Source organism: Corynebacterium sp. 1103A (genome assembly GCF_055700955.1).
In genome coordinates, this window is record NZ_JASTTF010000008.1 from 63,680 (window position 1) to 86,839 (window position 23,160).

Annotated in this window: 23 protein-coding genes; 16 read left to right on the forward strand and 7 right to left on the reverse strand. The window is 66.2% G+C overall.

Features of this window, described 5'->3' with window-relative positions:
- From QQS52_RS07285 to QQS52_RS07300, 4 genes are all read left to right on the forward strand, one after another.
- Positions 1 to 2,136: a ribonuclease J gene (locus tag QQS52_RS07285; protein ID WP_472773237.1), complete on the forward strand. Its 2,136-nt coding sequence runs from the start codon at positions 1 to 3 to the stop codon at positions 2,134 to 2,136.
- A 64-nt stretch (positions 2,137 to 2,200) separates the two neighbouring features.
- Positions 2,201 to 2,827 carry a TIGR03085 family metal-binding protein gene (locus QQS52_RS07290; RefSeq protein ID WP_472773238.1) on the forward strand — a complete coding sequence of 209 codons (627 nt, stop codon included), beginning with the start codon at positions 2,201 to 2,203 and terminating at the stop codon, positions 2,825 to 2,827.
- Between the two features lie 77 nt (positions 2,828 to 2,904).
- Positions 2,905 to 6,126: a DNA translocase FtsK gene (locus tag QQS52_RS07295; RefSeq protein ID WP_472773239.1), complete on the forward strand. Its 3,222-nt coding sequence runs from the start codon at positions 2,905 to 2,907 to the stop codon at positions 6,124 to 6,126.
- Between the two features lie 185 nt (positions 6,127 to 6,311).
- Positions 6,312 to 7,427, forward strand: a complete 1,116-nt coding sequence (locus QQS52_RS07300) for a TerC family protein (RefSeq protein ID WP_472773240.1) — start codon at positions 6,312 to 6,314, stop codon at positions 7,425 to 7,427.
- 144 nt (positions 7,428 to 7,571) lie between these two features.
- On the opposite strand, the gene QQS52_RS07305 is transcribed toward QQS52_RS07300, so the two are convergent.
- Positions 7,572 to 7,859: a YciI family protein gene (locus QQS52_RS07305; RefSeq protein ID WP_472773241.1), complete on the reverse strand. Its 288-nt coding sequence runs from the start codon at positions 7,857 to 7,859 to the stop codon at positions 7,572 to 7,574.
- 256 nt (positions 7,860 to 8,115) lie between these two features.
- On the opposite strand from QQS52_RS07305, the gene pgsA reads away from it, so the two are divergent.
- The 4 genes from pgsA to QQS52_RS07325 all read left to right on the forward strand — a co-directional run bounded on the left by pgsA (position 8,116) and on the right by QQS52_RS07325 (position 10,527).
- Positions 8,116 to 8,661, forward strand: coding sequence for a CDP-diacylglycerol--glycerol-3-phosphate 3-phosphatidyltransferase (pgsA, locus tag QQS52_RS07310; protein WP_472773285.1), 546 nt, complete (start codon positions 8,116 to 8,118; stop codon positions 8,659 to 8,661).
- Entirely contained in the window at positions 8,654 to 9,169 is a 516-nt protein-coding gene (locus QQS52_RS07315; protein WP_472773242.1) for a CinA family protein, read from the forward strand. The genes pgsA and QQS52_RS07315 overlap by 8 nt, the downstream gene beginning before the upstream one ends.
- 36 nt (positions 9,170 to 9,205) lie before the next feature.
- Complete coding sequence (locus tag QQS52_RS07320; RefSeq protein ID WP_070768471.1) at positions 9,206 to 9,547, forward strand: helix-turn-helix domain-containing protein; 342 nt, start codon at positions 9,206 to 9,208, stop codon at positions 9,545 to 9,547.
- Between the two features lie 110 nt (positions 9,548 to 9,657).
- Positions 9,658 to 10,527 (forward strand): PspA/IM30 family protein, encoded by an 870-nt coding sequence (locus QQS52_RS07325; protein ID WP_472773243.1) that lies wholly within the window; start codon positions 9,658 to 9,660, stop codon positions 10,525 to 10,527.
- Positions 10,528 to 10,631: 104 nt separating this feature from the next.
- Here QQS52_RS07325 and QQS52_RS07330 read toward each other — a convergent pair whose 3' ends face one another.
- The 3 genes from QQS52_RS07330 to QQS52_RS07340 are packed head-to-tail and all read right to left on the reverse strand — an operon-like array spanning position 10,632 to position 12,535.
- Positions 10,632 to 11,249 (reverse strand): energy-coupling factor transporter transmembrane component T family protein, encoded by a 618-nt coding sequence (locus QQS52_RS07330; protein WP_472773244.1) that lies wholly within the window; start codon positions 11,247 to 11,249, stop codon positions 10,632 to 10,634.
- A gap of 19 nt (positions 11,250 to 11,268) precedes the next feature.
- Positions 11,269 to 11,961, reverse strand: a complete 693-nt coding sequence (locus QQS52_RS07335) for an energy-coupling factor ABC transporter ATP-binding protein (RefSeq protein ID WP_472773245.1) — start codon at positions 11,959 to 11,961, stop codon at positions 11,269 to 11,271.
- Complete coding sequence (locus QQS52_RS07340; RefSeq protein WP_472773246.1) at positions 11,948 to 12,535, reverse strand: biotin transporter BioY; 588 nt, start codon at positions 12,533 to 12,535, stop codon at positions 11,948 to 11,950. Before QQS52_RS07340 ends, QQS52_RS07335 begins: the two co-directional genes overlap by 14 nt.
- Positions 12,536 to 12,709: 174 nt before the next feature.
- Here QQS52_RS07340 and QQS52_RS07345 point away from each other — a divergent pair, with 174 nt between their 5' ends.
- The 5 genes from QQS52_RS07345 to QQS52_RS07365 all read left to right on the forward strand — a co-directional run bounded on the left by QQS52_RS07345 (position 12,710) and on the right by QQS52_RS07365 (position 17,237).
- The gene (locus QQS52_RS07345; RefSeq protein WP_472773247.1) at positions 12,710 to 12,925 is read left to right on the forward strand and encodes a DUF3046 domain-containing protein; all 216 of its coding nucleotides are present in this window, start codon (positions 12,710 to 12,712) and stop codon (positions 12,923 to 12,925) included.
- A 236-nt stretch (positions 12,926 to 13,161) separates the two neighbouring features.
- A complete protein-coding gene (gene recA, locus QQS52_RS07350; protein ID WP_296204593.1) occupies positions 13,162 to 14,310 on the forward strand; it encodes a recombinase RecA in 1,149 nt (382 codons plus the stop codon).
- A gap of 4 nt (positions 14,311 to 14,314) precedes the next feature.
- Positions 14,315 to 14,911: a regulatory protein RecX gene (locus tag QQS52_RS07355; protein WP_472773248.1), complete on the forward strand. Its 597-nt coding sequence runs from the start codon at positions 14,315 to 14,317 to the stop codon at positions 14,909 to 14,911.
- A 61-nt stretch (positions 14,912 to 14,972) separates the two neighbouring features.
- Positions 14,973 to 16,493 (forward strand): tRNA (N6-isopentenyl adenosine(37)-C2)-methylthiotransferase MiaB, encoded by a 1,521-nt coding sequence (gene miaB, locus QQS52_RS07360; protein ID WP_472773286.1) that lies wholly within the window; start codon positions 14,973 to 14,975, stop codon positions 16,491 to 16,493.
- Between the two features lie 24 nt (positions 16,494 to 16,517).
- Entirely contained in the window at positions 16,518 to 17,237 is a 720-nt protein-coding gene (locus QQS52_RS07365; protein ID WP_472773249.1) for an Rv2732c family membrane protein, read from the forward strand.
- A 5-nt stretch (positions 17,238 to 17,242) separates the two neighbouring features.
- On the opposite strand, the gene QQS52_RS07370 is transcribed toward QQS52_RS07365, so the two are convergent.
- Positions 17,243 to 18,460, reverse strand: coding sequence for a GNAT family N-acetyltransferase (locus QQS52_RS07370; RefSeq protein ID WP_472773250.1), 1,218 nt, complete (start codon positions 18,458 to 18,460; stop codon positions 17,243 to 17,245).
- Between the two features lie 5 nt (positions 18,461 to 18,465).
- The gene (locus tag QQS52_RS07375) at positions 18,466 to 19,821 is read right to left on the reverse strand and encodes a DUF349 domain-containing protein (protein ID WP_472773251.1); all 1,356 of its coding nucleotides are present in this window, start codon (positions 19,819 to 19,821) and stop codon (positions 18,466 to 18,468) included.
- A 198-nt stretch (positions 19,822 to 20,019) separates the two neighbouring features.
- Between QQS52_RS07375 and QQS52_RS07380 the strand changes: the two genes are divergently transcribed.
- The 3 genes from QQS52_RS07380 to dapF all read left to right on the forward strand — a co-directional run bounded on the left by QQS52_RS07380 (position 20,020) and on the right by dapF (position 22,510).
- Positions 20,020 to 20,673 (forward strand): hypothetical protein, encoded by a 654-nt coding sequence (locus QQS52_RS07380; RefSeq protein ID WP_472773252.1) that lies wholly within the window; start codon positions 20,020 to 20,022, stop codon positions 20,671 to 20,673.
- A gap of 2 nt (positions 20,674 to 20,675) precedes the next feature.
- The gene (gene miaA / locus QQS52_RS07385; RefSeq protein WP_472773287.1) at positions 20,676 to 21,581 is read left to right on the forward strand and encodes a tRNA (adenosine(37)-N6)-dimethylallyltransferase MiaA; all 906 of its coding nucleotides are present in this window, start codon (positions 20,676 to 20,678) and stop codon (positions 21,579 to 21,581) included.
- 83 nt (positions 21,582 to 21,664) lie between these two features.
- A complete protein-coding gene (dapF, locus tag QQS52_RS07390; protein ID WP_472773253.1) occupies positions 21,665 to 22,510 on the forward strand; it encodes a diaminopimelate epimerase in 846 nt (281 codons plus the stop codon).
- On the opposite strand, the gene QQS52_RS07395 is transcribed toward dapF, so the two are convergent.
- The gene (locus tag QQS52_RS07395; protein ID WP_472773254.1) at positions 22,507 to 23,076 is read right to left on the reverse strand and encodes a hypothetical protein; all 570 of its coding nucleotides are present in this window, start codon (positions 23,074 to 23,076) and stop codon (positions 22,507 to 22,509) included. The genes dapF and QQS52_RS07395 overlap by 4 nt on opposite strands.
- Positions 23,077 to 23,160: the final 84 nt, after the last annotated feature.

Genomic DNA, 23,160 nt, shown 5'->3' on the forward strand with positions numbered 1-23,160 from the left:
ATGACTGAATCTCGAAACCGCGCCCGGAAAGTGACCCGCAAGGCGGGCCCGCCGACGGGCCAAGAAGCGGCCTCCAACGAGGCGGCATCGCCGGTATTCCAGGCCCCGCAGAACACTGGAAACGACACTTCCGGCAACAATGGCAATTTTGATAACAAGAACGATCAGAACAACGGCGGCGACCAGGGCAACGACAACCACGGTGGGAACGGAAACAACAACGGCGGCAACCGCCGTTCTAACCGCTCCCGTGGTTCCCGCGGCGGCCGCGGCCGTGGCCGGGGCGGCAACAACGGCGGCAATGGCAAAAACAACGGCAACGGTAAGGGCGGCAAGAACAACCGCAACAACAACCGGGGTCGCCGTAACGTGCCCAAGTCTATGCAGGGCGCGGATCTGACCAAGCGCCTGCCCGAGCCGCCGAAGCAGGCCAAGGGCTCGCTGCGCATCTACGCGCTGGGCGGCATCTCCGAGATCGGCCGCAACATGACCGTCTTCGAGTACGACGGCCGCCTGCTGATCATTGACTGCGGCGTGCTCTTCCCGTCCTCGGGCGAGCCGGGCGTGGACCTCATCCTGCCGGACTTCGGCCCGATCGAAAACCGCCTGGACAAGGTGGAGGCCCTCGTGGTCACTCACGCGCACGAGGACCACATCGGCGCTATCCCGTGGCTGCTGAAGCTGCGCCCGGATATCCCGATCGTCGCCTCCCGCTTCACCATCGCGCTGATCGCGGCCAAGTGCAAGGAGCACCGCCAGAAGCCGAAGTTCGTTGAGGTCAACGAGAAGTCGGACGTTTCCTACGGCCCGTTCCGCGCGCGTTTCTGGGCTGTCAACCACTCCGTGCCGGATGCCCTGGGCATCATGTTGGGCACCCCGGCCGGCAACATCATCCACACCGGCGACATCAAGATGGACCAGACCCCGCTGGATGGCCGCCCGACCGATCTGCCGGCCCTGTCCCGCTACGGTGACGAGGGCGTGGACCTGATGCTGTGTGACTCGACCAACGCGAACATCCCGGGTGTTTCCGCCTCGGAGGGCGACATCCCGGCCACCTTCAAGCGCCTAGTTTCCAACGCTCGCCAGCGCGTCATCATCGCTTCGTTCGCGTCCAACGTCTACCGCGTGCAGGCGGCTATCGATGCCGCCGTGGCCGCCGGCCGCAAGGTCGCCTTCAACGGCCGCTCCATGATGCGCAACATGGAGATCGCGGAGAAGATGGGCTTCCTAAAGGTCCCGCGCGGCACCATCGTGCCGATTGACGAGGCCGCCAAGATGGCCCCGCACAAGACGGTCCTGATTACCACCGGTACCCAGGGCGAGCCGATGGCCGCGCTGTCGCGCATGGCCCGCCGGGAGCACCGCCAGATCACCGTCCGCGACGGCGATCTCATCGTCTTTTCCTCCTCGCTCATCCCGGGCAACGAGGAAGCCGTCTTCGGCATCATCAACATGCTGTCGCAGATTGGCGCCGAGGTCGTGACCAACAAGGAGGCCAAGGTGCACGCCTCTGGCCACGGTTACGGCGGCGAGCTGCTCTTCCTCTACAACGCCGCGCGCCCGAAGAACGCCATGCCGGTCCACGGCGAGTGGCGCCACCTGCGCGCCAACAAGGAGCTGGCCATTTCGACCGGCGTCGACCGCGACCGGGTCGTGCTGGCGCAGAACGGCGTCGTCGTCGACCTGCACAACGGCCGCGCCCAGGTCGTGGGCCAGATCCAGGTTGGCAACCTCTACGTCGACGGCGTGAACATGGGCGAGGTCGACGCGGACACGCTGGCAGATCGCACCAACCTCGGCTCCGGCGGCGTGGTCTCGATTACCTGTGTTATCGACAACCGCACTTCCCGCCTGATGGAGCACCCGACGGTCGCGACCACCGGCTTCAGCGACGACGATCGCTCCGTGGTCCCGGAGGTGGCCGAGTTGGTCGAGAACACAATGAACGACCTGGCCGCCGAGGGCGAAAACGACACCTACCGCATGGTTCAAAAGGTTCGCCGCAAGGTCTCCAAGCTCATGGATTCCAAGTACAAGCGTGAGCCGGTCATCCTGCCGACCATCGTGCCCACCTCGGGCGACGGTTCGCTGATTGATGACGACGAGGTCCACAGCGCCCGCGAATCCCTGTAGCGCCTAAACCGCTACGTATGCTCCCCAGCTCCCTTCTCAGACGTGAAGGGATATGCTGGGGAGCATGTCTTTTTCCGGTACTGAAAGAAACCGACTAGCCGATCTTCTCATTGACCTAGGCCCGGACGCCGCCACGCTGTGCGAGGGCTGGACTACCCACGACATGGCCGCGCACCTCTGGCTGCGCGAGCACCGCCCGGACGCGGCCGCCGGTATGTTCATCCCGGCGCTCAGCGGCCACCTGGACAAGGTGACCAAGCAGGTCAAGGAGCGCGACTACGTGGAGCTGGTCAACGCCTGGCTCGCGGGCCCGCCGAAGTGGAGCCCGTTCTTCCCCCTCGACTCGCAGGCGAACTTCGCGGAGCACTTCATCCACCACGAGGACGTGCGCCGTGCCAACGGCCAGACCGAGCCGCGAGACTTCTCTGCCGCGGTGGATGACCAGTTCACTGCTACGCTTCGCCGCTTCGCCCCGCTCATGCTGAAGAAGTCGCGCCTGCCCGTCATCCTGCACCCGGCTGGCGGCCAACGGATTGTGGCCGCGGACCAGCGGGGGGTGGCCGAGCGCGGCGACGCCGTGGTGGCTATCTCCGGGCAGCCGGCCGAGCTGCTGCTGTGGGTCTACGGCCGCGACGCCGCCCAGGTGGAAATTTCGGGTGCCGAGTCCGCGATTGTAAAATCTAGCCTGTAGGCTTGACCGCAACTTTTGTTCGTGAAATGTGTGTTGCGCCTGTGATTAGTGGGGTATAGGCGGCTAGAGTTACAAGCATGTCTGTCAAGAATGCCTCGTCTCGCCGTAGTAGCTCCCCTGGCCGCAACAAACCTTCGCCGGCCAAGCGGGCGCGTCCGGCGGGCCGTGGCAAGGCCCCCGAGACTTTAGCGGTATCCAGCGCTGCCGAGAGCGAGCACCCTCGCACCGGCAGCGCTTTCCGTGCGGTCGGGCACGGGGTGGGGGCGATGTTTTCGGCCACCGCCCGCGGCGTGGGCCGGGGACTGGCAAGCCTGAAGCCCAGCGACGAAGACTTGCTGGACGAGGGCAACGCCGGTAACGATCATAGCGACGGCGCTGCGGCGCCGGTGGAGCAGAACTCTAAGCGGCCGCGCCGCGCCAAGAGAAAGAGGTCAGAAATTACGCCTGAGGACACCCCGTCGAAAAGGTCGAAATTGGAAGAAGAGATTGACGAACACGACGCGCTGGATAACGAAGAGTCCACCGCGGAGGCCGGCATATCCATCGGCAACCCGGACGCTGTTGGCCTGATCCTGCTGGGCCTGGCCGCGGTGATCGGCGCCTCCGTGTGGCTGGACATCGCCGGCCCCATCGGTGCCGGCATTGCCACCGTGGTCCACCTCGTCATCGGCGCGGGCGCGCTCGTGCTGCCCGTCGCCCTGGTCGCCCTGGCTCTGGTGCTCATGCTGCGCATCGGCGGGCCCTCGGGCGGCATCCCGCCCCGGATCATCCTCGGCACTACCCTCATCGTGGTCTCCATGCTGGGGCTAATCCACATCTTCGCCGGCGACCCCACCGAGTGGGGCGACCGTATGAGCGCCGGCGGCGCCGTGGGCGCCTGGACCGGCGGGCTGCTGGCCCTGGGCTTTTCGGGCTACGTGGCCGTGCCCCTGCTCTTTTTGGTCATCGTCTACGGCGCGCTGAAGGTCACCGGCATTACCGTGCGCGAGGCGTGGGATCTGCTAGTTGACACGATCTCCGGCCGGCGCGGCAAGGACGCCGCGGAGGAGGATGCTGACGACGACGCCTACGGCCAGGTCAGCGATCACATCGACGACATCGCCGCTGGCCGTAACACCGGGCGCCGTTCCACCGCCCGCCGGGCGACCGGGCGCCTGTTGCCCAACAAGCCGAAGCGGGCTCCGCAGACGGGCCCGGGCGCAGGTTCCGTCGCTGCCGCGGGCGCCGATGGTGCTGCGGGCGCGGCAGGTGCCCCCGCGTCCCCGGCTTCTGCCTGGAGCGCCGCGCAGGCGGAGACTACTGCTTTGAACAATCCGGGCCGCGCGGCCGGGGCCAATTCCGATCAGCGCGACGAGCTGGCGGATACCAGCGAGATCCCGGTCGTGCGCGACGCCACCCCGGAACCGGAAGACTTGTTTACAGCCTCCCAGGATGCCGGGGCAGCGGAGCCCACGCGAACCGTGGACGCGGGCGCGCCGTCGACGCTGGGCGCGGCTGGCGCTCAGTCGAAGCCCAGTGACGCGGTCTCGGCTTCGCGGGAGGCCATGCGCCAGGCGATTATCGCCCGCTCCGGTCAGGATCCGGCCAGCGGGAAGGCCGCCGACGAGGAAGAGCCGACGGCAGCACCCGCCGCGGCGTCCGCTCCCGCGACCCCGGCGCCGACCGAGGACGGCGACTACGACCTGCCGACGACGGATCTGCTGACCGCGGGCACTCCGGCGAAGGAGCGCACCGAGGTCAACGATCACATCATCGCGGCCATCACGGACGTCTTCGAGGAGTTCAAGGTTAACGCCCAGGTGACCGGCTTTAGCCGCGGGCCGACAGTGACCCGCTACGAGATCGAGTTGGGCCCGGGCGTGAAGGTCTCGAAGGTAACCAACCTGCAATCCAACCTGGCCTACGCCGTGGCCACCGACAACCTGCGCCTGCTGACCCCGATCCCCGGCAAGTCCGCCGTGGGCATCGAGGTGCCGAACCCGGACCGCGAGATGGTGCGCCTGCGGGAGGTGCTCGACGCCCCGGCGACCCGCGCGCAGACCGACCCGATGCTCATCGGCCTGGGCAAGGACATTGAGGGCGACTTCGTCTCGGCCTCGGTCAAGAAGATGCCCCACCTGCTGGTGGCCGGTGCTACCGGTTCCGGTAAGTCGGCGTTCGTGAACTCTATGCTGGTCTCCCTGCTCACGCGTGCGACGCCGGAGCAGGTGCGCCTCATCCTGGTCGACCCGAAGATGGTCGAGCTGACGCCGTACGAGGGCATCCCGCACCTCATCACCCCGATCATCACGCAACCGAAGAAGGCTGCGGCGGCCCTGCAGTGGCTAGTCGAGGAGATGGAGCAGCGCTACCTGGACATGAAGTCCGCGCGCGTGCGCAAGATCGAGGATTTCAACGCCAAGGTGCGCTCCGGCGAGTACCAGGCCCTGGCCGGCTCTCAGCGCGACGTTCGTCCGTACCCGTACATCGTCTGCGTGGTCGACGAGCTGGCGGACCTGATGATGACTGCGCCGAAGGAGATCGAGGACTCCATCGTCCGCATCACCCAGAAGGCCCGCGCGGCCGGCATCCACCTGGTCCTGGCCACCCAGCGCCCGTCCGTCGACGTGGTCACGGGGCTCATCAAGACCAACGTGCCGTCCCGCCTGGCGTTCGCTACCTCCTCGCTGACCGACTCCCGCGTCATCCTGGACCAGGGCGGGGCGGAAAAGCTCATCGGCATGGGCGACGCCCTGTTCATCCCGCAGGGCGCCGGCAAGCCGCAGCGCCTGCAGGGCGCGTTCGTCACGGACGAGGAAGTCCAGTCCGTGGTCGATGCCGCCAAGCAACAGGCCCAGCCGAACTACACCGAGGGCGTTACCGAGGAGAAGCAGGATAGCAAGAAGAAGGAAATCGACGACGATATCGGAAAGGATATGGACGACCTCCTGGAGGCCGTCGAACTCGTCGTTACTTCCCAGCTGGGCTCCACCTCCATGCTGCAACGCAAGCTGCGCATCGGCTTCGCCAAGGCCGGCCGCCTGATGGATCTTATGGAATCCCGCGGCGTCGTGGGCCCCTCGGAGGGCTCGAAGGCCCGCGAGGTGCTCACCAAGCCGGAGGAGCTCGAGACCATGCTGTGGTACATCAAGGGCGCTGACCCGGCTGACGCTCCCAAGGAGGTGCAGGAGGAGATGGCACAACAGGAAGCTGCCGGTGCCGCCGGTGAGGCGGAAACCAACCCGGATGGGGCACCTGCCGGTGGGGAAGATACCCGCACCGTACAGGCAACCTATAACCCGTCGTCGGGGGCGTTTTAGGCCCCGGCGGGCCGACTCGTGTAGGATTAAGCGAGTCTTGGAGGGGAGTACCCCATCCTTCGGCGCTGATCGTCAACACGGCAGCGGCAGCACACACTGCCCGCTCCCGGTCGCGCCGGCCCGGGTGCCCGGGCGGGGGAGACCTCCGGTCAATTTTTGCTGCAACGACCGGAGGGATAAGTGCCATGAGTGTACCCGTATGGATTTGGCTGCTAACTGGCGCAGTCATTCTCGGATTTTTCGTCTTTGATTTCTATTCGCACGTGCGTACCCCGCACGAGCCCACACTGAAAGAATCCGGTCTGTGGACCGGCTTCTACGTCGCTTTGGCGCTGCTGTTCGGCGTGGTCATCTGGGTCCTGTGGGACCACGAGCACGCCGTGCAGTACTACACCGGTTACGTGACGGAGAAGGCCCTGTCAGTCGACAACCTCTTCGTCTTCGCCCTGATCATGGGCGCGTTCAAGATCCCGCGGAAGTACCAGCAGAAGGTGCTGCTCATCGGCATCGTGCTGGCACTCCTCTTCCGCCTGGTCTTCATTCTGCTGGGCGCCGCGGTCATCGCCGCGTGGTCGGACGTGTTTTACCTGTTCGCGATCTTCCTGCTCTACACCGCCATCAAGCTGATTGTGGACGAGGTTCGCGACGCCCCGGAGACCGATCCGAACGACATGGCGGTCATCAAGATGATCCGCAAGGCCATCCACGTCACCCCGCGCTACCACGGCGACAAGCTCATCCACCGCGAGGAATCCGGCCCCAAGAAGGGCAAGCTGGCGCTGACCCCGCTGTTCGTGGCGCTGGTGGCCATCGGCCTGATTGACATCATGTTCGCCTTCGACTCCATCCCGGCCATCTACGGCATCACCTCGGAAGCGTTTTTGGTTTTTACAACCAACGCCTTCTCCCTGATGGGCCTGCGCCAGATGTATTTCCTGCTCGACGGCCTGTTGGATCGCCTGGTATACCTGCCGTACGGCCTGGGCATCATCCTGGGCTTCATCGGCGTCAAGCTGCTGCTGCACGCCCTGCACGAGAACAACCTGCCGTTCATCAACGGCGGCGACGACGTCCCGGTGCCGGAGGTCTCCACCATCTGGTCGCTGATCATCATCGTGGGCGTGCTCGTCATCACGGTGTTGGCATCCATCTGGAAGAACAAACGCGACGAAGCCCAAGGCGGCATCAAAGTCTCACACAATCACTACGACTGGGACGAGGAAGGCAACAAGATCGTCCGCGACAGGCGCGGCGACCTCATCGGCAAGGCCGACGAGGTCGCCAGCTCCGAATTGCCTTAAACCCGACCATCGTGGGCGGTGCGCTAGCGCACCGCCCCATCCGATCGTCCCGAGCACGATCTTTCGAAAGCCTGTATCTACGCTGCTCATGGGAATCTGGTTGCGCACGTGTAGCTGCGGCGCCGGGATAAGAGAACACGCAGTCTAGAAAATCTTGGTGACGGGGTTCCACTCGCGGAAGCTGCGGCGGGTGACCACGCCCGAGGTGTGGAACGGGTCGTCGTCCATGATCTTGATGGCGTCGGCGACCTGTGCGTCGTCGTCTAGCTGCAGGATGATGAGCGCCCCGCCGGCTGAATCCGGGTGGGGGCCGGAGCCCACAATGAGGCCCCTCTCGTGCAGGCTGTTGATGAATTCGCGGTGGGCAGGGCGCTGCTCCGACACGAGCGGGTTGGTGGGGGCGTAGTCGTAAAAGGTGGCGAAATACTTCATGCTGTCATCTTAGTTTTTTAGCGTCCGCCCCGGCGGTTTTCCTGCGGGCTAGATCGGTCCCCGATCTAGCCCTGGGTGAGACTTGCTCCCTGAACTCGCGGAGTTTTGGCTTTGTCCGCCCCGCTGATTGCCCGGTGGGGCCCCGTTTGGGCCGTGGCAGAAAAGCAAACTATCTAAAGCAGGTAAGATTGTAGGCGTGAGTCAACCAGGATCTAGGTCATCCAACCCCGGCCCAGCGCACAACGGTGGCGGGGGCTTGAAGCGCGGCGGGGAGAAGCCCTCCAATTGGAACCTGCCCAACATCCTGACTAGCCTGCGAATCCTTTTCATTCCGGTCTTTGCCTGGCTCGTGTTGGCTGAGCATCAGTGGTGGGCGTTTGCTGTCTTCGCCCTGCTGATGATTACGGACAAGCTCGACGGCGACATCGCCCGGGCTAAGGGACTCATTACGGACTTTGGCAAGATTGCCGATCCGATTGCGGACAAGGCGCTGATGACCACGGCGCTGGTCTGTCTGAATATCATCGGGGTGCTGCCGTGGTGGATCACCGTGGTCATCCTAGTGCGCGAATTCGGCATCACTATCTGGCGCATGGTCATGCTGCGACGCGGGTTGGTGGTCCCGGCCTCCAAGGGCGGTAAGCTCAAGACCGTCCTGCAGTCGCTGGCTGTAGCCATGTATCTGTGCCCGCTGCCTGACTGGATGAATATCCCGACGCTGACCGTCATGCTCCTTGCCATGGCCGTCACGGTTGTCACGGGCGTGCAGTATCTGGCGGATGCCCGGAAGCACAATGCTTAGTCCTGCTGGCCCAAACCCCGCCGCCGGTGAGATGGTGACCGCGCTGAAGGAGCGCGGCGAGACCGTCGCTTGGTGCGAGTCCCTGACCGCGGGGCTGGGCGCGGCCACACTCGCCACGGTCGCCGGGGCATCGGCGGTGCTGCGCGGGGGACTGGTCACCTACGCCACTGAACTCAAGACCACGCTGGCCGGCGTGGACCCCGCGCTGATCGCGGAGCACACTGTTATCTCCGCGTCAGTGGCGGAGGCGATGGCTGCGGGGGCGCGGGCGCGGTGTGGCGCCGACTGGGGCCTGGCCTTGACCGGCGTGGCCGGGCCCGACCCGCAGGACGGGCACGCGGTCGGCGAGGTCTGGGCGGGGCTTGCCGCCCCGGATGGCTCCCAGCGCTCCTGGCAAGTGGGCGGTCCTGCTGGCCTTTCGGGTACCCGAGACGAGATTCGGACCAGGACAGTGGCCGAGACGCTTGCCGTGGCTGTGGAAAAGATTCGAATTTTTCCCCGCCGATAGGGAACAAAGTATGTTACTGAGTCGTTGGAACTAGTGATGAACACTACTACCGCACTGCTGGATACCCCCACCCGTTCCCATGCCGCGCCGTTAAACGAGCCGTTGCTGCGGGAGGCCCTGGGCTTGAGCCTGCGTGCTTTCCGCGCGGACAAGTCCGTGACTCTGCGCGAGCTCGCCGCGGTCGCCCACGTCTCGCCGGGCTACCTCTCCGAGCTCGAGCGCGGCCGCAAGGAGGTTTCCTCCGAGATGCTCGCGGCGGTCTGCGGCGCCCTCGACGTGTCGGTGGCCGATGTACTCATCGAGGCCGCCGGCTACATGGCGCTGCCGTCGGTGGATGAAGAACTGGCGCAGACCGCCCCGGCTGCCTCCGAGCTTTAGCTCCCCTTGACGCCGCCTATTGGCAGCGTGTGCCCGCTATTTTCGCTACGATGGTGGGTCGAAGCACTACTGAGCAATCGATATGTTTAAAGAAAAGAGGCCCTTGGCTCATGGCTAACCCATTTTCCAAACTCTGGAAGTACCTGATGGCTTTGTTTGACTCCAAGATTGAGGAAAACGCCGATCCGAAGGTCCAGATCGAGCAGGCCATCGAGGACGCTCAGCGCCAGCACCAGGAACTGTCCCAGCAGGCTGCGGCCGTCATCGGTAACCAGCGCCAGCTGGAAATGCAGCTGAACCGCCGCCTGGGCGAGATCGAGAAGCTGCAGGGCAACACCAAGCAGGCCCTGCAACTGGCCGACAAGGCCCGCGCCGACGGCGACGAAACCAAGGCGGTCGAGTACGAAAATGCCGCTGAGGCCTTCGCCGCGCAGCTGGTGACCGCGGAGCAGTCCGTCGAGGACACCAAGAAGCTGCACGACCAGGCCCTGCAGCAGGCAGACCAGGCCAAGAAGGCCGTCGAGCGCAACGCTATGGCGCTGCGCGAGAAGGTGGCGGAGCGCTCCAAGCTGCTGAGCCAGCTGGAGCAGGCTAAGATGCAGGAGAAGGTCTCCGAGTCGCTGAGCAGCATGAACGAGCTGTCCAACGGCTCGACCCCGTCGCTGGACGCCGTCCGCGACAAGATCGAGCGCCGCTACTCCAAGGCTCTGGGGCAGGCCGAGCTGGCTGAGAACTCCGTCGAGTCCCGCATGCAGGAGGTCCAGCAGGCCGGCGTGCAGTTGGCCGGCCACTCCCGTCTGGAGCAGATCCGCGCCGAGATGAACGACTCCAAGCCGGTCGAGTCGGGCCAGAAGAAGCAGCAGATTGAGTCCGGCCAGAGCACCAGCGGCAACGCCCAGTCGGAGGCCGGCAAGGCAGCACAACCGGAGGTCAGCAACGACGCCGTGGAGGCCCGCCTGCGCGAGCTGCGCGGTGAGTAATCCGCACTAGCTACTGTTCTTAGCATCAGCGCCCGCTGACAGACACAAGCCCCCAGCCATCCCGAACAGGGCGGCTGGGGGGGGGGCTTGCTGCGTTGCGGGCGCTAATCGCCGACGCCGCGGGCGGCCAGCGCCTCGCCCATAGCCTGGGCGCGGCGGATGGAGCGAATGACCACCGGGGTGGCAAAGGTCATCACGGACATGTTCGCCCCGCGGGCCTTGCGGGCGTCCAAGACCTCGCCGACGGTTTCGAACATCAGCGGGATGAGTCGGATAGTCAGGGACATCGCCAAGCTGATGGTCTCCACGGGAAGGCCGAAACGCGCCAGGGGAGCGAGGGTCCGCTCCATCGACTCCATGATCTCGTCCACCGTCGAGGTGAGAGTGAGCAGGAAGGCGACTTCCATCGCCGCGAAGATGGTCAAGAACATCACTGCCGCGTACTCGAAGTCGCGCGACCACCATTGGAAGGCCGCCAGCGGCACGAGGATAAACAAGGGCGGGGTGAGCTGGCTGGCGATGATGGACGGCGGGACCTGGGCCAGGGCGTAGGGGATAGCGCCTACGATAACCGCGGCTAGGGCCCAGGGGATGGTCTTGATGAAGATGCTGGTGACCAAGATAAAGACGATGATGATAGCCAGCTTCACCGAGGGAGAGAGCCGGTGGACGATGGTGTCTTTATCGACGTAGACATTCAGCGGTATGTTTTTGCGCCGCACGAGCGTTGACTCCTTTGCCTTAGAGCGGGCGGGCCGCCATGAGGTCGCGGTAGAAACCTAAGACCTCCGCCGGCGGGCCGTCGGCGGCGACCTGGTGGTCGTCGACGCAGATGACCCGGTCGAAGTCGTTGAGGAAATCCAGGTCGTGCGTGACGACGATGAGCTGTTGCTCCAGGCTGGCGAACTCGCGCCGGATGCGGTCGCGGTTGCGCAGGTCCAGCAGGGTAGTGGGTTCGTCGGCGAGGATCAGCGTGGGGTCGATGACGAGTACGGCCGCGAGTGCCAGCATCTGCTTCTGCCCGCCCGACAGGGTGTGCGGGGATTGCTCCGCTAGGTCCGTCAGCCCGAAACGCTCGAGGGCGGCGTCGACACGGCGGTTGCGCTCCTCCTTCGACAGCTTGAAGCGGCGCAGGGAAAAGGCGACGTCGTCGCGCACCTGCGGCATGACGATCTGGTTTTCGGCGTCGGAGAATACGAAACCGATCTTTTTGCGCAGCTCCTTGCCGTTTTCTTCGACGTCGAGTCCGTCGACGGTCACCGTACCGCTGGTCGGCTCACCCAGTCCGTTGATAAGACGGGTCAGGGTGGACTTGCCGCCGCCGTTTGCGCCGATGATGCCGATCCGGTGCTCGTTAAGCTCGAGGCAGATATCGCGCAGGACCTCGGTCTCGTCGTAGGTGACGCCGACGTGGTCGAATTTAATTGTTGGCACGGCGGTCTGCTCGTCGCTTGGTAGCGCCCATGAGATCCGGGAAGGCGGCATGCACGCCGTACGCAATGACGATGGCGACGACGAGCTTCGCGGAGTCCACCGGGACGAAGGCGAACTGGGCCACGGTGGCCTCGGTCAGCGAGAGGCCGGAGCGGACCATCAGGCCGATAGCGCCGCAGACGTACTGGATGAGCAGGGCCACGAAGCCGGCCAGGATGAAGATGCCGATGCGGGCGCCCTTGGCGCGCGGGGCGCGGTAGGCGATGGAGCCGGCGACCCACGGGGAGATCACGTAGCCGATGATGTAGCCCACGGTCGGGCCGGCCAGGGCGCGCAGCGTCGTGCCGCCGCCGGCCAGTACCGGCAGGGCTAGCCCGAGGAAGAGGAAGAGCAGGCCGACGGCCAGGCCGCGCTTGCCGCCCAGGACGAGCCCGGCCAGGATGATGGCGGCGTTCTGCAAAACGATCGGGACGCCGGCGGTGCCGACGGGGACGGAGACAAAGGCGAGGACAATGACGAGGGCGGTAAAGACCGCCACGTAGGCCAGATCGGAGGCCAGAGTATTCTTCTTCATGCCCGAAAACCCTAGCAGCGAATTGGCATTCTGCAGGAAACCGGCGCTTTTGAACAGTGTTCATGCAGGACAGGGGTACCCCCGTTAGGGCCCCTTATAGTGAGAAGGGCAAACGTCTTTCTGTACGCCCGCCGGGTTGGTTGACCGCGGATATAACGCGGTAGAATGGCGGGCATGCGTTTGACGGAGTACACCCAGCTTATTACGGACGAATTCGGGGCCGAAAAGGCCGCCTGGATTTCCCATTCGCATGTCCTGGCCGGGCTCGGGGATACCGCGGACGCGCTTATCGAACGCGGCGTCGATCCGGGCAAAGTCTGGGACAGGTTGTGTGACGATTTCAGCGTCCCGGAAGAGCGCCGACTGGGCGTGGACTATCCGACCAAATGATCCGCAGGCGGCGTGCCGCATTCGAAATTCGAACAGGCGTGCGTGTACTATGGGGGCGGTGTCCGTCGGCGGTATTAGGTTCTACGGTGTATACGCCAGCGCGCGGGAACCTACCGGCTAGCCGGCGGAGTCTAAAAGTTAAGGCCGCGGGTTTATCCGTGCGCTGAGTTATAAACGCGAAGTGCTCTAAGTACTCAAGCCCAAAAGACTTGTTAAAGAAAAGGTGAGTTAGAACCATGGCTGCTAAGAAGAAGTCCGCTAAAGCCACCGGAAATAGCGCGGATGACCGCAAGAAGGCGCTAGACGCCGCGATGGCCATGATCGAAAAGGATTATGGCAAGGGCGCGGTCATGCGCCTGGGCGATGACAACCGCCCGCCCATCCAGGCGATTTCCTCCGGCAACACCGCCATTGATATCGCGCTGGGCATCGGCGGCTTCCCGCGCGGCCGCGTGGTAGAGATCTACGGCCCGGAGTCTTCCGGTAAGACCACGGTGGCCCTGCACGCCATCGCGGAGGCCCAGAAGGGCGGGGGCATTGCCGCCTTTATCGACGCCGAGCACGCCCTTGACCCGGAATACGCTCGTCTGCTGGGCGTGGACACGGACAACCTGCTGGTCTCTCAGCCGGATACCGGTGAGCAGGCGCTGGAGATCGCGGACATGCTGGTGCGCTCCGGTGCCATCGACATCATCGTGGTGGACTCCGTGGCTGCGCTGACGCCGAAGGCGGAAATCGAAGGCGAAATGGGCGACAGCCACGTCGGCCTGCAGGCCCGCCTGATGTCGCAGGCACTGCGTAAGATGACCGGCGCGTTGTACAACTCCGGCACGACCGCCATCTTCATTAACCAGCTGCGTGAAAAGATCGGCGTCATGTTCGGCTCCCCGGAGACGACCACCGGCGGTAAGGCCCTGAAGTTCTACGCCTCGGTGCGCTGCGACATCCGCCGCATCCAGACCCTGAAGGACGGCCAGGACGCCATCGGTAACCGCACCAAGATGAAGATCGTCAAGAACAAGGTCTCCCCGCCGTTCAAGATCGCGGAGTTCGACATCATGTACGGCGAGGGCATCTCCCGTGAGTCCTCCATCATCGACCTGGGCGTCGAGCACGGCTTCATCAAGAAGTCCGGCTCCTGGTTCACCTACGAGGGCGACCAGCTGGGGCAGGGCAAGGAGAAGGCCCGCAACTTCCTGAAGGAAAACCAGGACCTGGCCAACGAGATCGAGAAGAAGATCTTCAACAAGCTGGGCGTGGGCGCCGACGCCGCCAACGCGGGCGAGGAAGTCGCCATGGACGTGCCGGGTGCCGATGATGACCTTACGGATGAGTCGGTCGGCCTGGTGCCGAACGTCGACTTTGACGACGACGACCAGGACTAGGTAGATGCCGCAGCCATCACCGGACAAGATCGCGCGGCTGCAGCGCGCCTTGGACGATTACGTGCGCGGCAGCGGCGAGACCGATCTCTTCGATAAAGAAGCCGAGGAATCCAAGTCCAAGGTCCGCGAGCGCGCTTTGCGGCTGCTGGACCAGCGCTCCCGCTCGCGGCAAGAGCTCGCCCAGCGTCTGGAGAAACTCGAATTCGACCCCGCGGTCGTCGCGGACGTTTTGGATGACTTGTCCCGGGTGGGGCTTGTCGATGACGCCACCTTCGCCCGCGAGTGGGTGCGCCAGCGCCACCAAGCCCGCGGGAAATCCGCCCGCGTGCTGGACCAGGAGCTGCAGCGCAAGGGCGTGGGTGCCGAGGAGCGTCAGGTGGCGTTGGAACAGATTGACGCCGCCGACGAGCGTGCGATGGCCTGGTCGCTGGCGCAAAAGAAGGCGCGCGGCGTGAAGGCCGTGCCGGCAGATAGGCACGAGCGGGACAAGGCGCTACGCCGCATCGTCGGCGTGCTGGCCCGCCGCGGTTTCCGGGAATCTGACTCGCTGGATCTGGCGAAGAAGGCGCTGGCCGAGCGCGAGGCCGAGCTGGAAGCCTAGGCCCCGGGCAGTTATGAAATGGCCTGGTTGATCATTAAAATGAACCGGCGTGACTAACCCCATGACTGAAAACCCGCGCACCTACGAGGTGCGCACGTTCGGCTGTCAGATGAACGTGCACGACTCGGAGCGTATCTCCGGCCTCCTGGAGGACGCCGGTTACGTGGCCGCCCCGCAGGAGGTGGAGCCGGATCTGATCGTCTTCAACACCTGCGCGGTGCGCGAGAACGCCGACAAGCGTCTCTACGGTACTCTGGGTTCGCTGAAGAAGACGAAGGAGAACCACCCCGGCATGCAGATCGCCGTGGGCGGGTGTCTGGCGCAGAAGGACAAGGACACCGTCTTGACCAACGCGCCTTGGGTGGACGCTGTTTTCGGTACCCACAACATGTCCGCGCTGCCGACGCTGTTGGAGCGCGCCCGCCACAACGACAAGGCGCAGATCGAAATCGTCGACGCGCTGGAGGCGTTCCCCTCGGTGCTGCCCGCCAAGCGCGAGTCCGCCTACTCCGGTTGGGTGTCCATCTCCGTCGGCTGCAACAACACGTGCACCTTCTGCATCGTGCCCTCGCTGCGCGGCAAGGAAGAGGACCGCCGGCCCGGCGACATCCTCGCCGAGGTTCAGGCGCTGGTCGACCAGGGCGTGTCCGAGGTGACCCTGCTGGGCCAGAACGTCAACGCCTACGGCGTCCACTTCGCCGACCCGGAACTGCCGCGCGACAAGTACGCGTTTTCCAAGCTCTTGCGCCAGGTGGGCCGGATCGAGGGCCTGGAGCGCCTGCGCTTTACCTCCCCGCACCCGGCGGAATTTACCTCCGACGTCATCGACGCCATGGCGGAGACCCCGGCGGTCTGCCCGCAGCTGCACATGCCGCTCCAGTCGGGCTCGGACAAGGTGCTCAAAGACATGCGCCGGTCCTACCGCACGAAGAAGTTTCTCCGCATCCTGGATGAAGTCCGCGAGAAGATCCCGCACGCGGCGATCACCACCGACATCATCGTCGGCTTCCCGGGCGAGACCGAGGAGGACTTCCAGGAGACCATGGAGCTGGTGCGCAAGGCGCGGTTTAGCTCCGCGTTCACGTTCCAGTACTCCCCGCGGCCGGGCACCCCGGCGGCGGAGATGGAACAGCAAATCCCTAAGGACGTCGTCCAGGACCGCTTCGAGCGCTTGGTGGCCCTGCAGGACTCCATCCAGGCCGAGGAAAACGCCCAGCTGGTCGGCACCGACGTGAACCTGCTCGTGCAGGCCACCGGCGGGCGCAAGAACGACCAGACCCACCGCCTGTCCGGGCGCGCCCGCGACGGCCGCCTGGTCCACTTCGCCGCTGTGGACGGCGATGGGAACGACATCCGGGATGAAATCCGCCCCGGCGACGTCGTGCACACCACGGTGACGGATTCCGGCTCCTTCTTCCTGGTGGCCGACGCCGGGGTGAGCTCCCACCGCCGCACCAAGGCCGGCGACATGTCGGCCGCCGGCCAGACCCCGACCACGGCGCCTGTTGGCGTCGGCCTGGGGCTGCCGTCGGTGGGGCGGCCGGCCGAAACCCCGGCATCCGCTAATGGCGGGTGCTGCTAAACAAACCGAGTAAGGTCGAAGACTGTGACTGATTCAAATCGCCCGGAAACGCCATCCTCCAGCTCGGAAGTAGAGCAGCCGGAACCGCTGCTCTATATTGAAAACAGCAAAGAGAAGCAGGCCGCTGCCGCGGCGGAAAAGCGCGCGGCGCGCACGATGGACCTACGCGGCCATATCGTCACCCTCTGGGTGGCCGTGGCCCTGTTCGTGGCCTACCTGCTGCTTCCGCACGCGGGCCCGGTCCGCGGTTTCCAAGTGCTGACCGGGCAGTCCGGTGAGGTGGAGATCTCCATCGTGGAATACGTCTTCGCCGTGCTGATGACCCTGGGTGTGGGCGTGCTGACCACCCTGACGCTGATTACCCGCCGGGCCGCATTCGGCCTGGCCGGCTGGATGATGGCGACGGTGGCCTTCGCGGTCTCGTTGTTCATGTTCTGGGTGCGCGGCTCCCAGGACTACGGGGTCGGCATCGGCGCCGTCTGCGGGGTCGTCGCCTGCGGCCTAACCTTTATCGCCTACTGCCTGGTGGCCCTGCGCCGCAGCCCGGAGCAACAGGAGGCCCAGGAGCGCGCTCGCGCGGCGGCCGGGACTATGGACGAGGTCGGACAGGTCCAAAACCGCATCCGCGCCACCGTGGACCCAGACAGCAACCCGCTGCTGGTCGATGACCGCCGCCAGCAGGCCGCGGCCCGCTACCGCCGCACCCACGGCGAGACCAACGGGACCGGCCAGCCGCGGAACTAACGAAACTACAGGTCGCGCTGCCAGGCCGTGGTCACGGCGATGGGCTGGCTGCCCAGGCGCGCGTGCAGCGCCCGCGAGGGCACGTCGCTGAGCGCGGCGGAGCCGTAGACCCGGTTAAGTTCCGGCCAGAAATCTCGCGCCATAAGTAGCGCGGCCCGCGCGGTGGCCGTGGCCAGCCCCTGGCGGCGCCAATCCCGGTCGGTGACCATGAGCGTCCATTCAGCTATCTCCGCGTGCCCGCCGTGGTGGCGGCCGCACTCGGCGAGGCTGAGCACGCGGCGGCTGGCCCCGGTGGCATCGATAGCCGCCACGAGGACGGTCTCGGACCGGCGCTCGTGCACACGACGGCGGGCCTCGTCGAGCCTGTCGGCAGTCCAGGCTACCGGCTTGACGGTCATCTCCCCGTAGTCGGCGTCCTGCGAGGCTACCGTGAGAAGCTCGACGACCTGGGGCTCGATATCGGCGGGCAGGTCGTAGTTGTGGAAGGCAGCGAACTGCCAACCCTCGGGCAGGCCGGGGAGACCTGGGAGATTCGCGAGATCCGGGAGAACCGGGGAGTCCGGGGTGGCCTGGCCGCCCGCCGCCGTTATGCGGGTGACCAGCTGGGTCTCGGCGTGCCGGCGGCTAAACCGGCTGCGCGTGAAGACCTCCGCGAGGGAGGTGGGCAGGACCTCGTCGTCCGGCGTGTGCATCATCCCGGTGAGCACGCGGGCACGGCCCAGGCGCTGAGCGAGCTCGCAGCCGGTATCCAGCATCCAGGCCAACAAATCCGCGGCCTCCGGCTCCAGCGGGTTGCCCGGCAGAGGGAGGTAGCCCGCGTCCAACACGCAGTCGAGCTCGACGTTGTCCAAATCCTCGAGCTGCGGGCGGCTGAGCTGGATGAAGCCCACGTAGTCGAGTTTCGGGACTTCACCGGTGCTGGCCAGCAGCGGGTAGCCCAGAGGGGAGAGCTCACCCACGGGAACGGGGCCGGAGACAACCGCGAAAAGGTCAGTGAGCATCTCCGGGGTGCCGCACAGCGCGTGCAGCGCCAGCTCCGCGGACATGGAGGCCGCCGGATCCCCGGTGGCTTCCTGGGCGGCCAGGTTCGACAGGAAGCTCAGCGTCCGGATGGCATCGCTGGGTTCGGTGAATACCGCAGGCTGGCCCGGGGTAACCGGACGGCCGTCGCTGGTGCGGGGAGCGGCAAGGTGGGCCAGGTGCAGGTGGGGGAAATCAGGCACGGGTACTACTGCTCATCCAGTACCGCGGCGGCGGTCTGGGCCCACTGCTCCCACTGCTCGGCCTGGTCGCGCAGTTTCTTTTCTTTCTGCGTGTTGCCCGTGGCGGCGGCCGCATCCGCCTGCTGGTTAAAGTCCTGCGCACGGGAGCGGAACTGATCCACGCGCGCCTGGGCCTCCGGGTCGGTGCGGCGCCACTGGGACTCCTCGGCGTCGGAGACGCGCTTTTCGACTTCGGCGATCTTGTCCTCGTACTCGCGGATCTGGTTGCGCGGGACGAAGCCAATCTCCTCCCACTTTTCCTGCAGCTCGCGCAGCTTGGCCTTGGCGGTGTTCAGGTTGGCTGCCGGGTCGATCTGCGGAGAGTACTCCGCCAGCAGCGTGTCCTTGGCTTGGGCGTTGGCGGCGAATTCCTTGTCGCGCTCCGCGTTGACCTGGTTGCGGGCGTTGAAGAAGTGGTCCTGGGCGGCGCGAAACTGCGCCCAGAGGCGATCATCCACGTCGCGCGGGGCGCGGCCGGCGGCCTTCCACTCTTGCATCAGGTCGCGGTAGGCGCGGGCGGTCGGGCCCCAGTCGGCGGAGTTCTGGAGTGCCTCGGCGCGCTCGACCAGCTCTTCCTTCTTCTTCCGGGCGGCAGCGCGGGAGCGGTCCAGCTCCGCGAAGTGGGAGCCGCGGCGCCGGTTGAAGGCGTCGCGGGCGCGGGAGTAGCGCTTCCACAGCTGGTCATCGGTCTTGCGGTCGATGCCTTTGATGGTCTTCCACTCGGCCAGGATGGCGCGGATGCGGTCGCCGGCGGCCTTCCACTCGGTGGAGTTTTCCGCGATCTCCTCGGCCTCAGCCGCGAGCTTTTCCTTCTCCGCGATGGCCGCGGCGCGGCGCTCGGCCTTGTCGGCCTGGGCCTTCTCCCGCGCGGCGGCGGAGTGGTCCATGATGGCGGCCAGGCGCTTGTCCAGCGCGTCCAGGTCGCCCACCACGGCGGCGGTGGCCAGGTCCGCGCGCAGGGTGGCGGCGGTGTCCTTGATGGAATCCGCCTCCTGCGGGTTGGCCTTGAGGCGGGCCTCGAGCAGCTCGACCTCGGTGGCCAGATCGTCGTAGCGCTTGCCGAAGTGGGCCAGGCCCTCGGCGGCCGTACCTGCCTGCCAGGAGCCCACGGCGCGCTCGCCGTCACCGGTGGTGACGTAGACGGTGCCGTCTGCAGCCACCCGGCCCCACTTGGTCGGGTCGGACTTCGGCGTCTGGGACAGTGCTACCGGCGCTGCCGGCTGAGCCCCGGGCTGCGGGGTTTGACCCGGCTTCGGGGCCTGCGGCCGAGGGCCGGGCTTCGGCATGTTGCCGGGGTGCGGTACCTGTGATTGAGGGGCCATGAGTCAAACACCATCCTTGTGCAAAAATCGCCGCCGCGCGACACGGCTGCCTTCTACGGGAGTATGCGATTTCGCGCCCTTAAAAAGCGCGAAGTGCCGATTCATTACTTTACCCGGTATTCACCCGCCACGTGCGGACTCCCAGGCGGCCGGGTGAACTGTGGGGCAGCCCCCGCCAGCGGCTAAGATTATCCGCGTATGTCTACCTTCGTGATAATCCCCGGTTCCCCCGCCTTGGTGCGCGAACTCGCGCCTAGCGATGCCGCCGGGTCCCAGTTGCTAGACCACGCCCGCGCGGCGCTGGGGCAGGCGGTAGCCACGCTTCGCGCGCACGCCCTAGCCGAGCACGCCCGCGTGCCGGTCGACGTGGTCTGCTCGCAGGCGCCGCGCTGGTGTACCGAACACGCCGGCTCCTTCGCGGCCTGGGGCGCGCCGCAGGTCCGGGTGTCGGGCGGGCATTACCTGGCGGAGCTGGTGGCCCGCTACGTCGCAGAGTCCGTCGACGGGGTAGAGGTGCGGGCCGTGCGCGAGCACCTCGGCACGCCCGACCCGCAGGCCATCACCGTGGTGGTCGTCGACGGCAGCGCCGGGCTAGACAGCCGCGCCCCGCTGGCCGAGCTGCCCGCAGCAGCCGCGGCGCACCAGTGGTGCTGCGAGCTGCTTGGAGGAGGCAGCACCACCCCGCACGCGTGGGACGCGGGGCACCTGTTCGAGGCCGGCATCGTCGAGCCGGCGCTCTGGCTGGAGCTGGCCGAGTCCGCCTCCCGCTGGGGCCTGCGGGTGGCGGAGCTCATCGCCGCGGACGACTCCCTGGGTGTGGGGCGCTACCTCGCGCGCTGGGAGGTGGACTGATGCTGCCAACCCCCATTGCCGTGGTGGGGCCGACGGCTTCCGGCAAATCCGCGCTCGGCGTGGCCCTGGCGCACGCACTCGACGGGGAAGTGGTCAACGTCGACTCCATGCAGCTGTACCGCGGCATGGATATCGGCACGGCTAAGCTTTCTGTCGAAGAGCGCGAAGGCATCCCGCACCACCAGCTGGACGTCTGGAACGTCACGGAGACCGCCTCCGTGGCCCGCTACCAGGCCGCGGCGATAGCCGACGTGGAAGACATCCAGTCCCGAGGCAAGACCCCCATCCTGGTCGGCGGGTCGATGCTCTACGTCCAGTCTCTGGTCGATGATTGGCAGTTCCCGCCAACGGACCCGGACGTCCGCCAGAAATACGAAGACCTCCGGCTAGACATCGGCACGGCGGCCCTACACGACCTGCTGGCCGAGCGGGACCCGCAGGCCGCCGAGACCATCGAGGACCAAGACCCGCGGCGCACCGTGCGCGCCCTGGAAGTCATCGAGCTGACCGGCCGGCCCTTCCAGGCCATCCAGCCGCCCAAGAACGCCCCGCCCCGCTGGGGGACGCGGCTGCTGGGGCTGCACGCCCCGGCCGAATGGCTCAACCCGCGCATTGAGCTGCGCACCCGGCAGATGTTCGCCCAGGGGCTGGTAGGCGAGGTCGAAGGCCTCAAAGAGATGGGCCTGCGGGCGGACTCCACGGCGGGCCGGGCCATCGGCTACGCGCAGGTCCTGCAGTACCTCGACGGACAGCTCTCCCTAGATGAGGCGGAAGAAAAGACCGTCTACGGCACGCGCCGCTACGTGCGGCACCAACGCTCCTGGTTCCGCCGGGACAAGCGCATCTACTGGTTGGATGCGGCCGGCGACACCTTCGCCGCGGCCCAGCAGGCCTTAGGCCTGGGCTAGTAGCCTCACCGCCCCGCGCACCCCAGCCCCGCTGGCTGGGGCCTGGTCGGGAAAACAGTAGACAAAACAGTAGACTCGGTGCCATGCGAGTTAGCAAAGGCCACGGAACCGAGAACGATTTCCTCATCATCCCGAGCTTCGAGGAGCTCGTGGACCTGCCCGAAAAGCGCGTGCAGCGGCTGTGCGACAGGCACGCCGGGCTCGGCGCTGACGGAGTGTTGCGCGTGGTGCGCGCCGGGCAGCTGCTGGAGGCCGCCGAGATCGAGGAGGTGCCCGCTGGCTTGGACCGCGAGGATTGGTTCATGGACTACCGCAATGCGGATGGCTCCGTGGCGGAGATGTGCGGCAACGGCACCCGGGTCTTCGCCCACTGGCTCAGCGCCCACGGCCTGGTCGATGGCTCCACCTTCAACGTCGGCACCCGCGCCGGCACCAAGGAGGTGACGGTGCACGCTGCCGATGCCACGGACGCCACCGTCAGCGTCCAGATGGGCGAGGCGAAGGTGCTAGGGGTCTCGACCGCGCAGGTGGGCACCCACCGGGTAGCGGGCCTTGGCGTGGACGTGGGAAACCCCCACTTGGCCGCGGTCGTGCCGGGCCTGGAACCGGTGGAGCTTGCCGAGTGGGAGCTGGGAACCCCGACCTGGGACACGGAGTTTTTCCCGGCGGGGGTCAACGTGGAGATCGTCACACCGGCCGCAGACGGCGAGGTGCACATGCGCGTGGTCGAGCGCGGCGTAGGGGAGACGCGCTCGTGCGGTACGGGAACCGTGGCCGCCGCGCGCGCCGCGCTGGCCGATGCCGGCCGCGGGGAGGGCACCGTGCGCGTCCACGTGCCGGGCGGGACCGTGGAGGTCACCATCACCGACGGCGGCTCGGTACTGACCGGCCCGTCGCGGATCGTCGCGGACGGGGAGACCAGCCTCTAGCTGGCCTCGCCGCCCAGGCGGTTGTCGGGGCCCTCGCTGTTATAGCGCGCGCCCAGCCGCTGGGCGGACCGGCGGGCGTTGATCCAGGACTCCTTGATATCGAGCGCGCGCTGGTCGGTGACCCGCAGCAGCGACTCCAGGTCCTGGGTTTCTAGCTCCGTGCTGGCCAAGCGGGCATTCAGCCGGTTGAGGAAGCGGCGCGCAGAGGCGTACTGGTAGTGGAAGTTTTCTACCGCCTCGTCGCCGCAGTCGTAATCCAGCAGCGCCGGGCGGTGCAGGGTGCGGTCCGCGATGGTGTCGGCGTCCTGGGCGTTGCTGAAGTGGTCGAATTCGTTCATGACGTCCGTGATGTCTTCCGCCGACAGCTGGATGGAAGAGCGCAGCACTCGGTGTTCGTGGGCGTCCGGGCGCATGGAGAGCATGACCCACACCGCCCCGGCCAGCAGGAGCGCGACCACTAAGCCGACTACCTTGAGCAGCCCGATGAGGAAGGCGGCGGCGATGATCGTCGAAACGATCGCCAGGGCGCGGCGCTGGCCAGCGGATCGGGGGAAAGGCAGCGGCATGGTGGGGTCACCTCCTTGAAGGGCTGGTTAAATATCGGAAGCTACGAATAAACGGACTGGACTTTGAGGGTCATCTTACCGTGT

Coding starts and splice junctions, on each gene's coding strand:
- QQS52_RS07375 (WP_472773251.1), bottom strand. CDS start 19,821: ATGGCCCCTCAATCACAGGTACCGCACCCCGGCAACATGCCGAAGCCC.
- QQS52_RS07325 (WP_472773243.1), top strand. CDS start 9,658: ATGGCTAACCCATTTTCCAAACTCTGGAAGTACCTGATGGCTTTGTTT.
- QQS52_RS07395 (WP_472773254.1), bottom strand. CDS start 23,076: ATGCCGCTGCCTTTCCCCCGATCCGCTGGCCAGCGCCGCGCCCTGGCG.
- QQS52_RS07340 (WP_472773246.1), bottom strand. CDS start 12,535: ATGAAGAAGAATACTCTGGCCTCCGATCTGGCCTACGTGGCGGTCTTT.
- QQS52_RS07290 (WP_472773238.1), top strand. CDS start 2,201: ATGTCTTTTTCCGGTACTGAAAGAAACCGACTAGCCGATCTTCTCATT.
- QQS52_RS07305 (WP_472773241.1), bottom strand. CDS start 7,859: ATGAAGTATTTCGCCACCTTTTACGACTACGCCCCCACCAACCCGCTC.
- QQS52_RS07320 (WP_070768471.1), top strand. CDS start 9,206: ATGAACACTACTACCGCACTGCTGGATACCCCCACCCGTTCCCATGCC.
- QQS52_RS07295 (WP_472773239.1), top strand. CDS start 2,905: ATGTCTGTCAAGAATGCCTCGTCTCGCCGTAGTAGCTCCCCTGGCCGC.
- QQS52_RS07285 (WP_472773237.1), top strand. CDS start 1: ATGACTGAATCTCGAAACCGCGCCCGGAAAGTGACCCGCAAGGCGGGC.
- QQS52_RS07345 (WP_472773247.1), top strand. CDS start 12,710: ATGCGTTTGACGGAGTACACCCAGCTTATTACGGACGAATTCGGGGCC.
- dapF (WP_472773253.1), top strand. CDS start 21,665: ATGCGAGTTAGCAAAGGCCACGGAACCGAGAACGATTTCCTCATCATC.
- miaB (WP_472773286.1), top strand. CDS start 14,973: ATGACTGAAAACCCGCGCACCTACGAGGTGCGCACGTTCGGCTGTCAG.
- QQS52_RS07315 (WP_472773242.1), top strand. CDS start 8,654: ATGCTTAGTCCTGCTGGCCCAAACCCCGCCGCCGGTGAGATGGTGACC.
- QQS52_RS07380 (WP_472773252.1), top strand. CDS start 20,020: ATGTCTACCTTCGTGATAATCCCCGGTTCCCCCGCCTTGGTGCGCGAA.
- QQS52_RS07355 (WP_472773248.1), top strand. CDS start 14,315: ATGCCGCAGCCATCACCGGACAAGATCGCGCGGCTGCAGCGCGCCTTG.
- recA (WP_296204593.1), top strand. CDS start 13,162: ATGGCTGCTAAGAAGAAGTCCGCTAAAGCCACCGGAAATAGCGCGGAT.
- QQS52_RS07300 (WP_472773240.1), top strand. CDS start 6,312: ATGAGTGTACCCGTATGGATTTGGCTGCTAACTGGCGCAGTCATTCTC.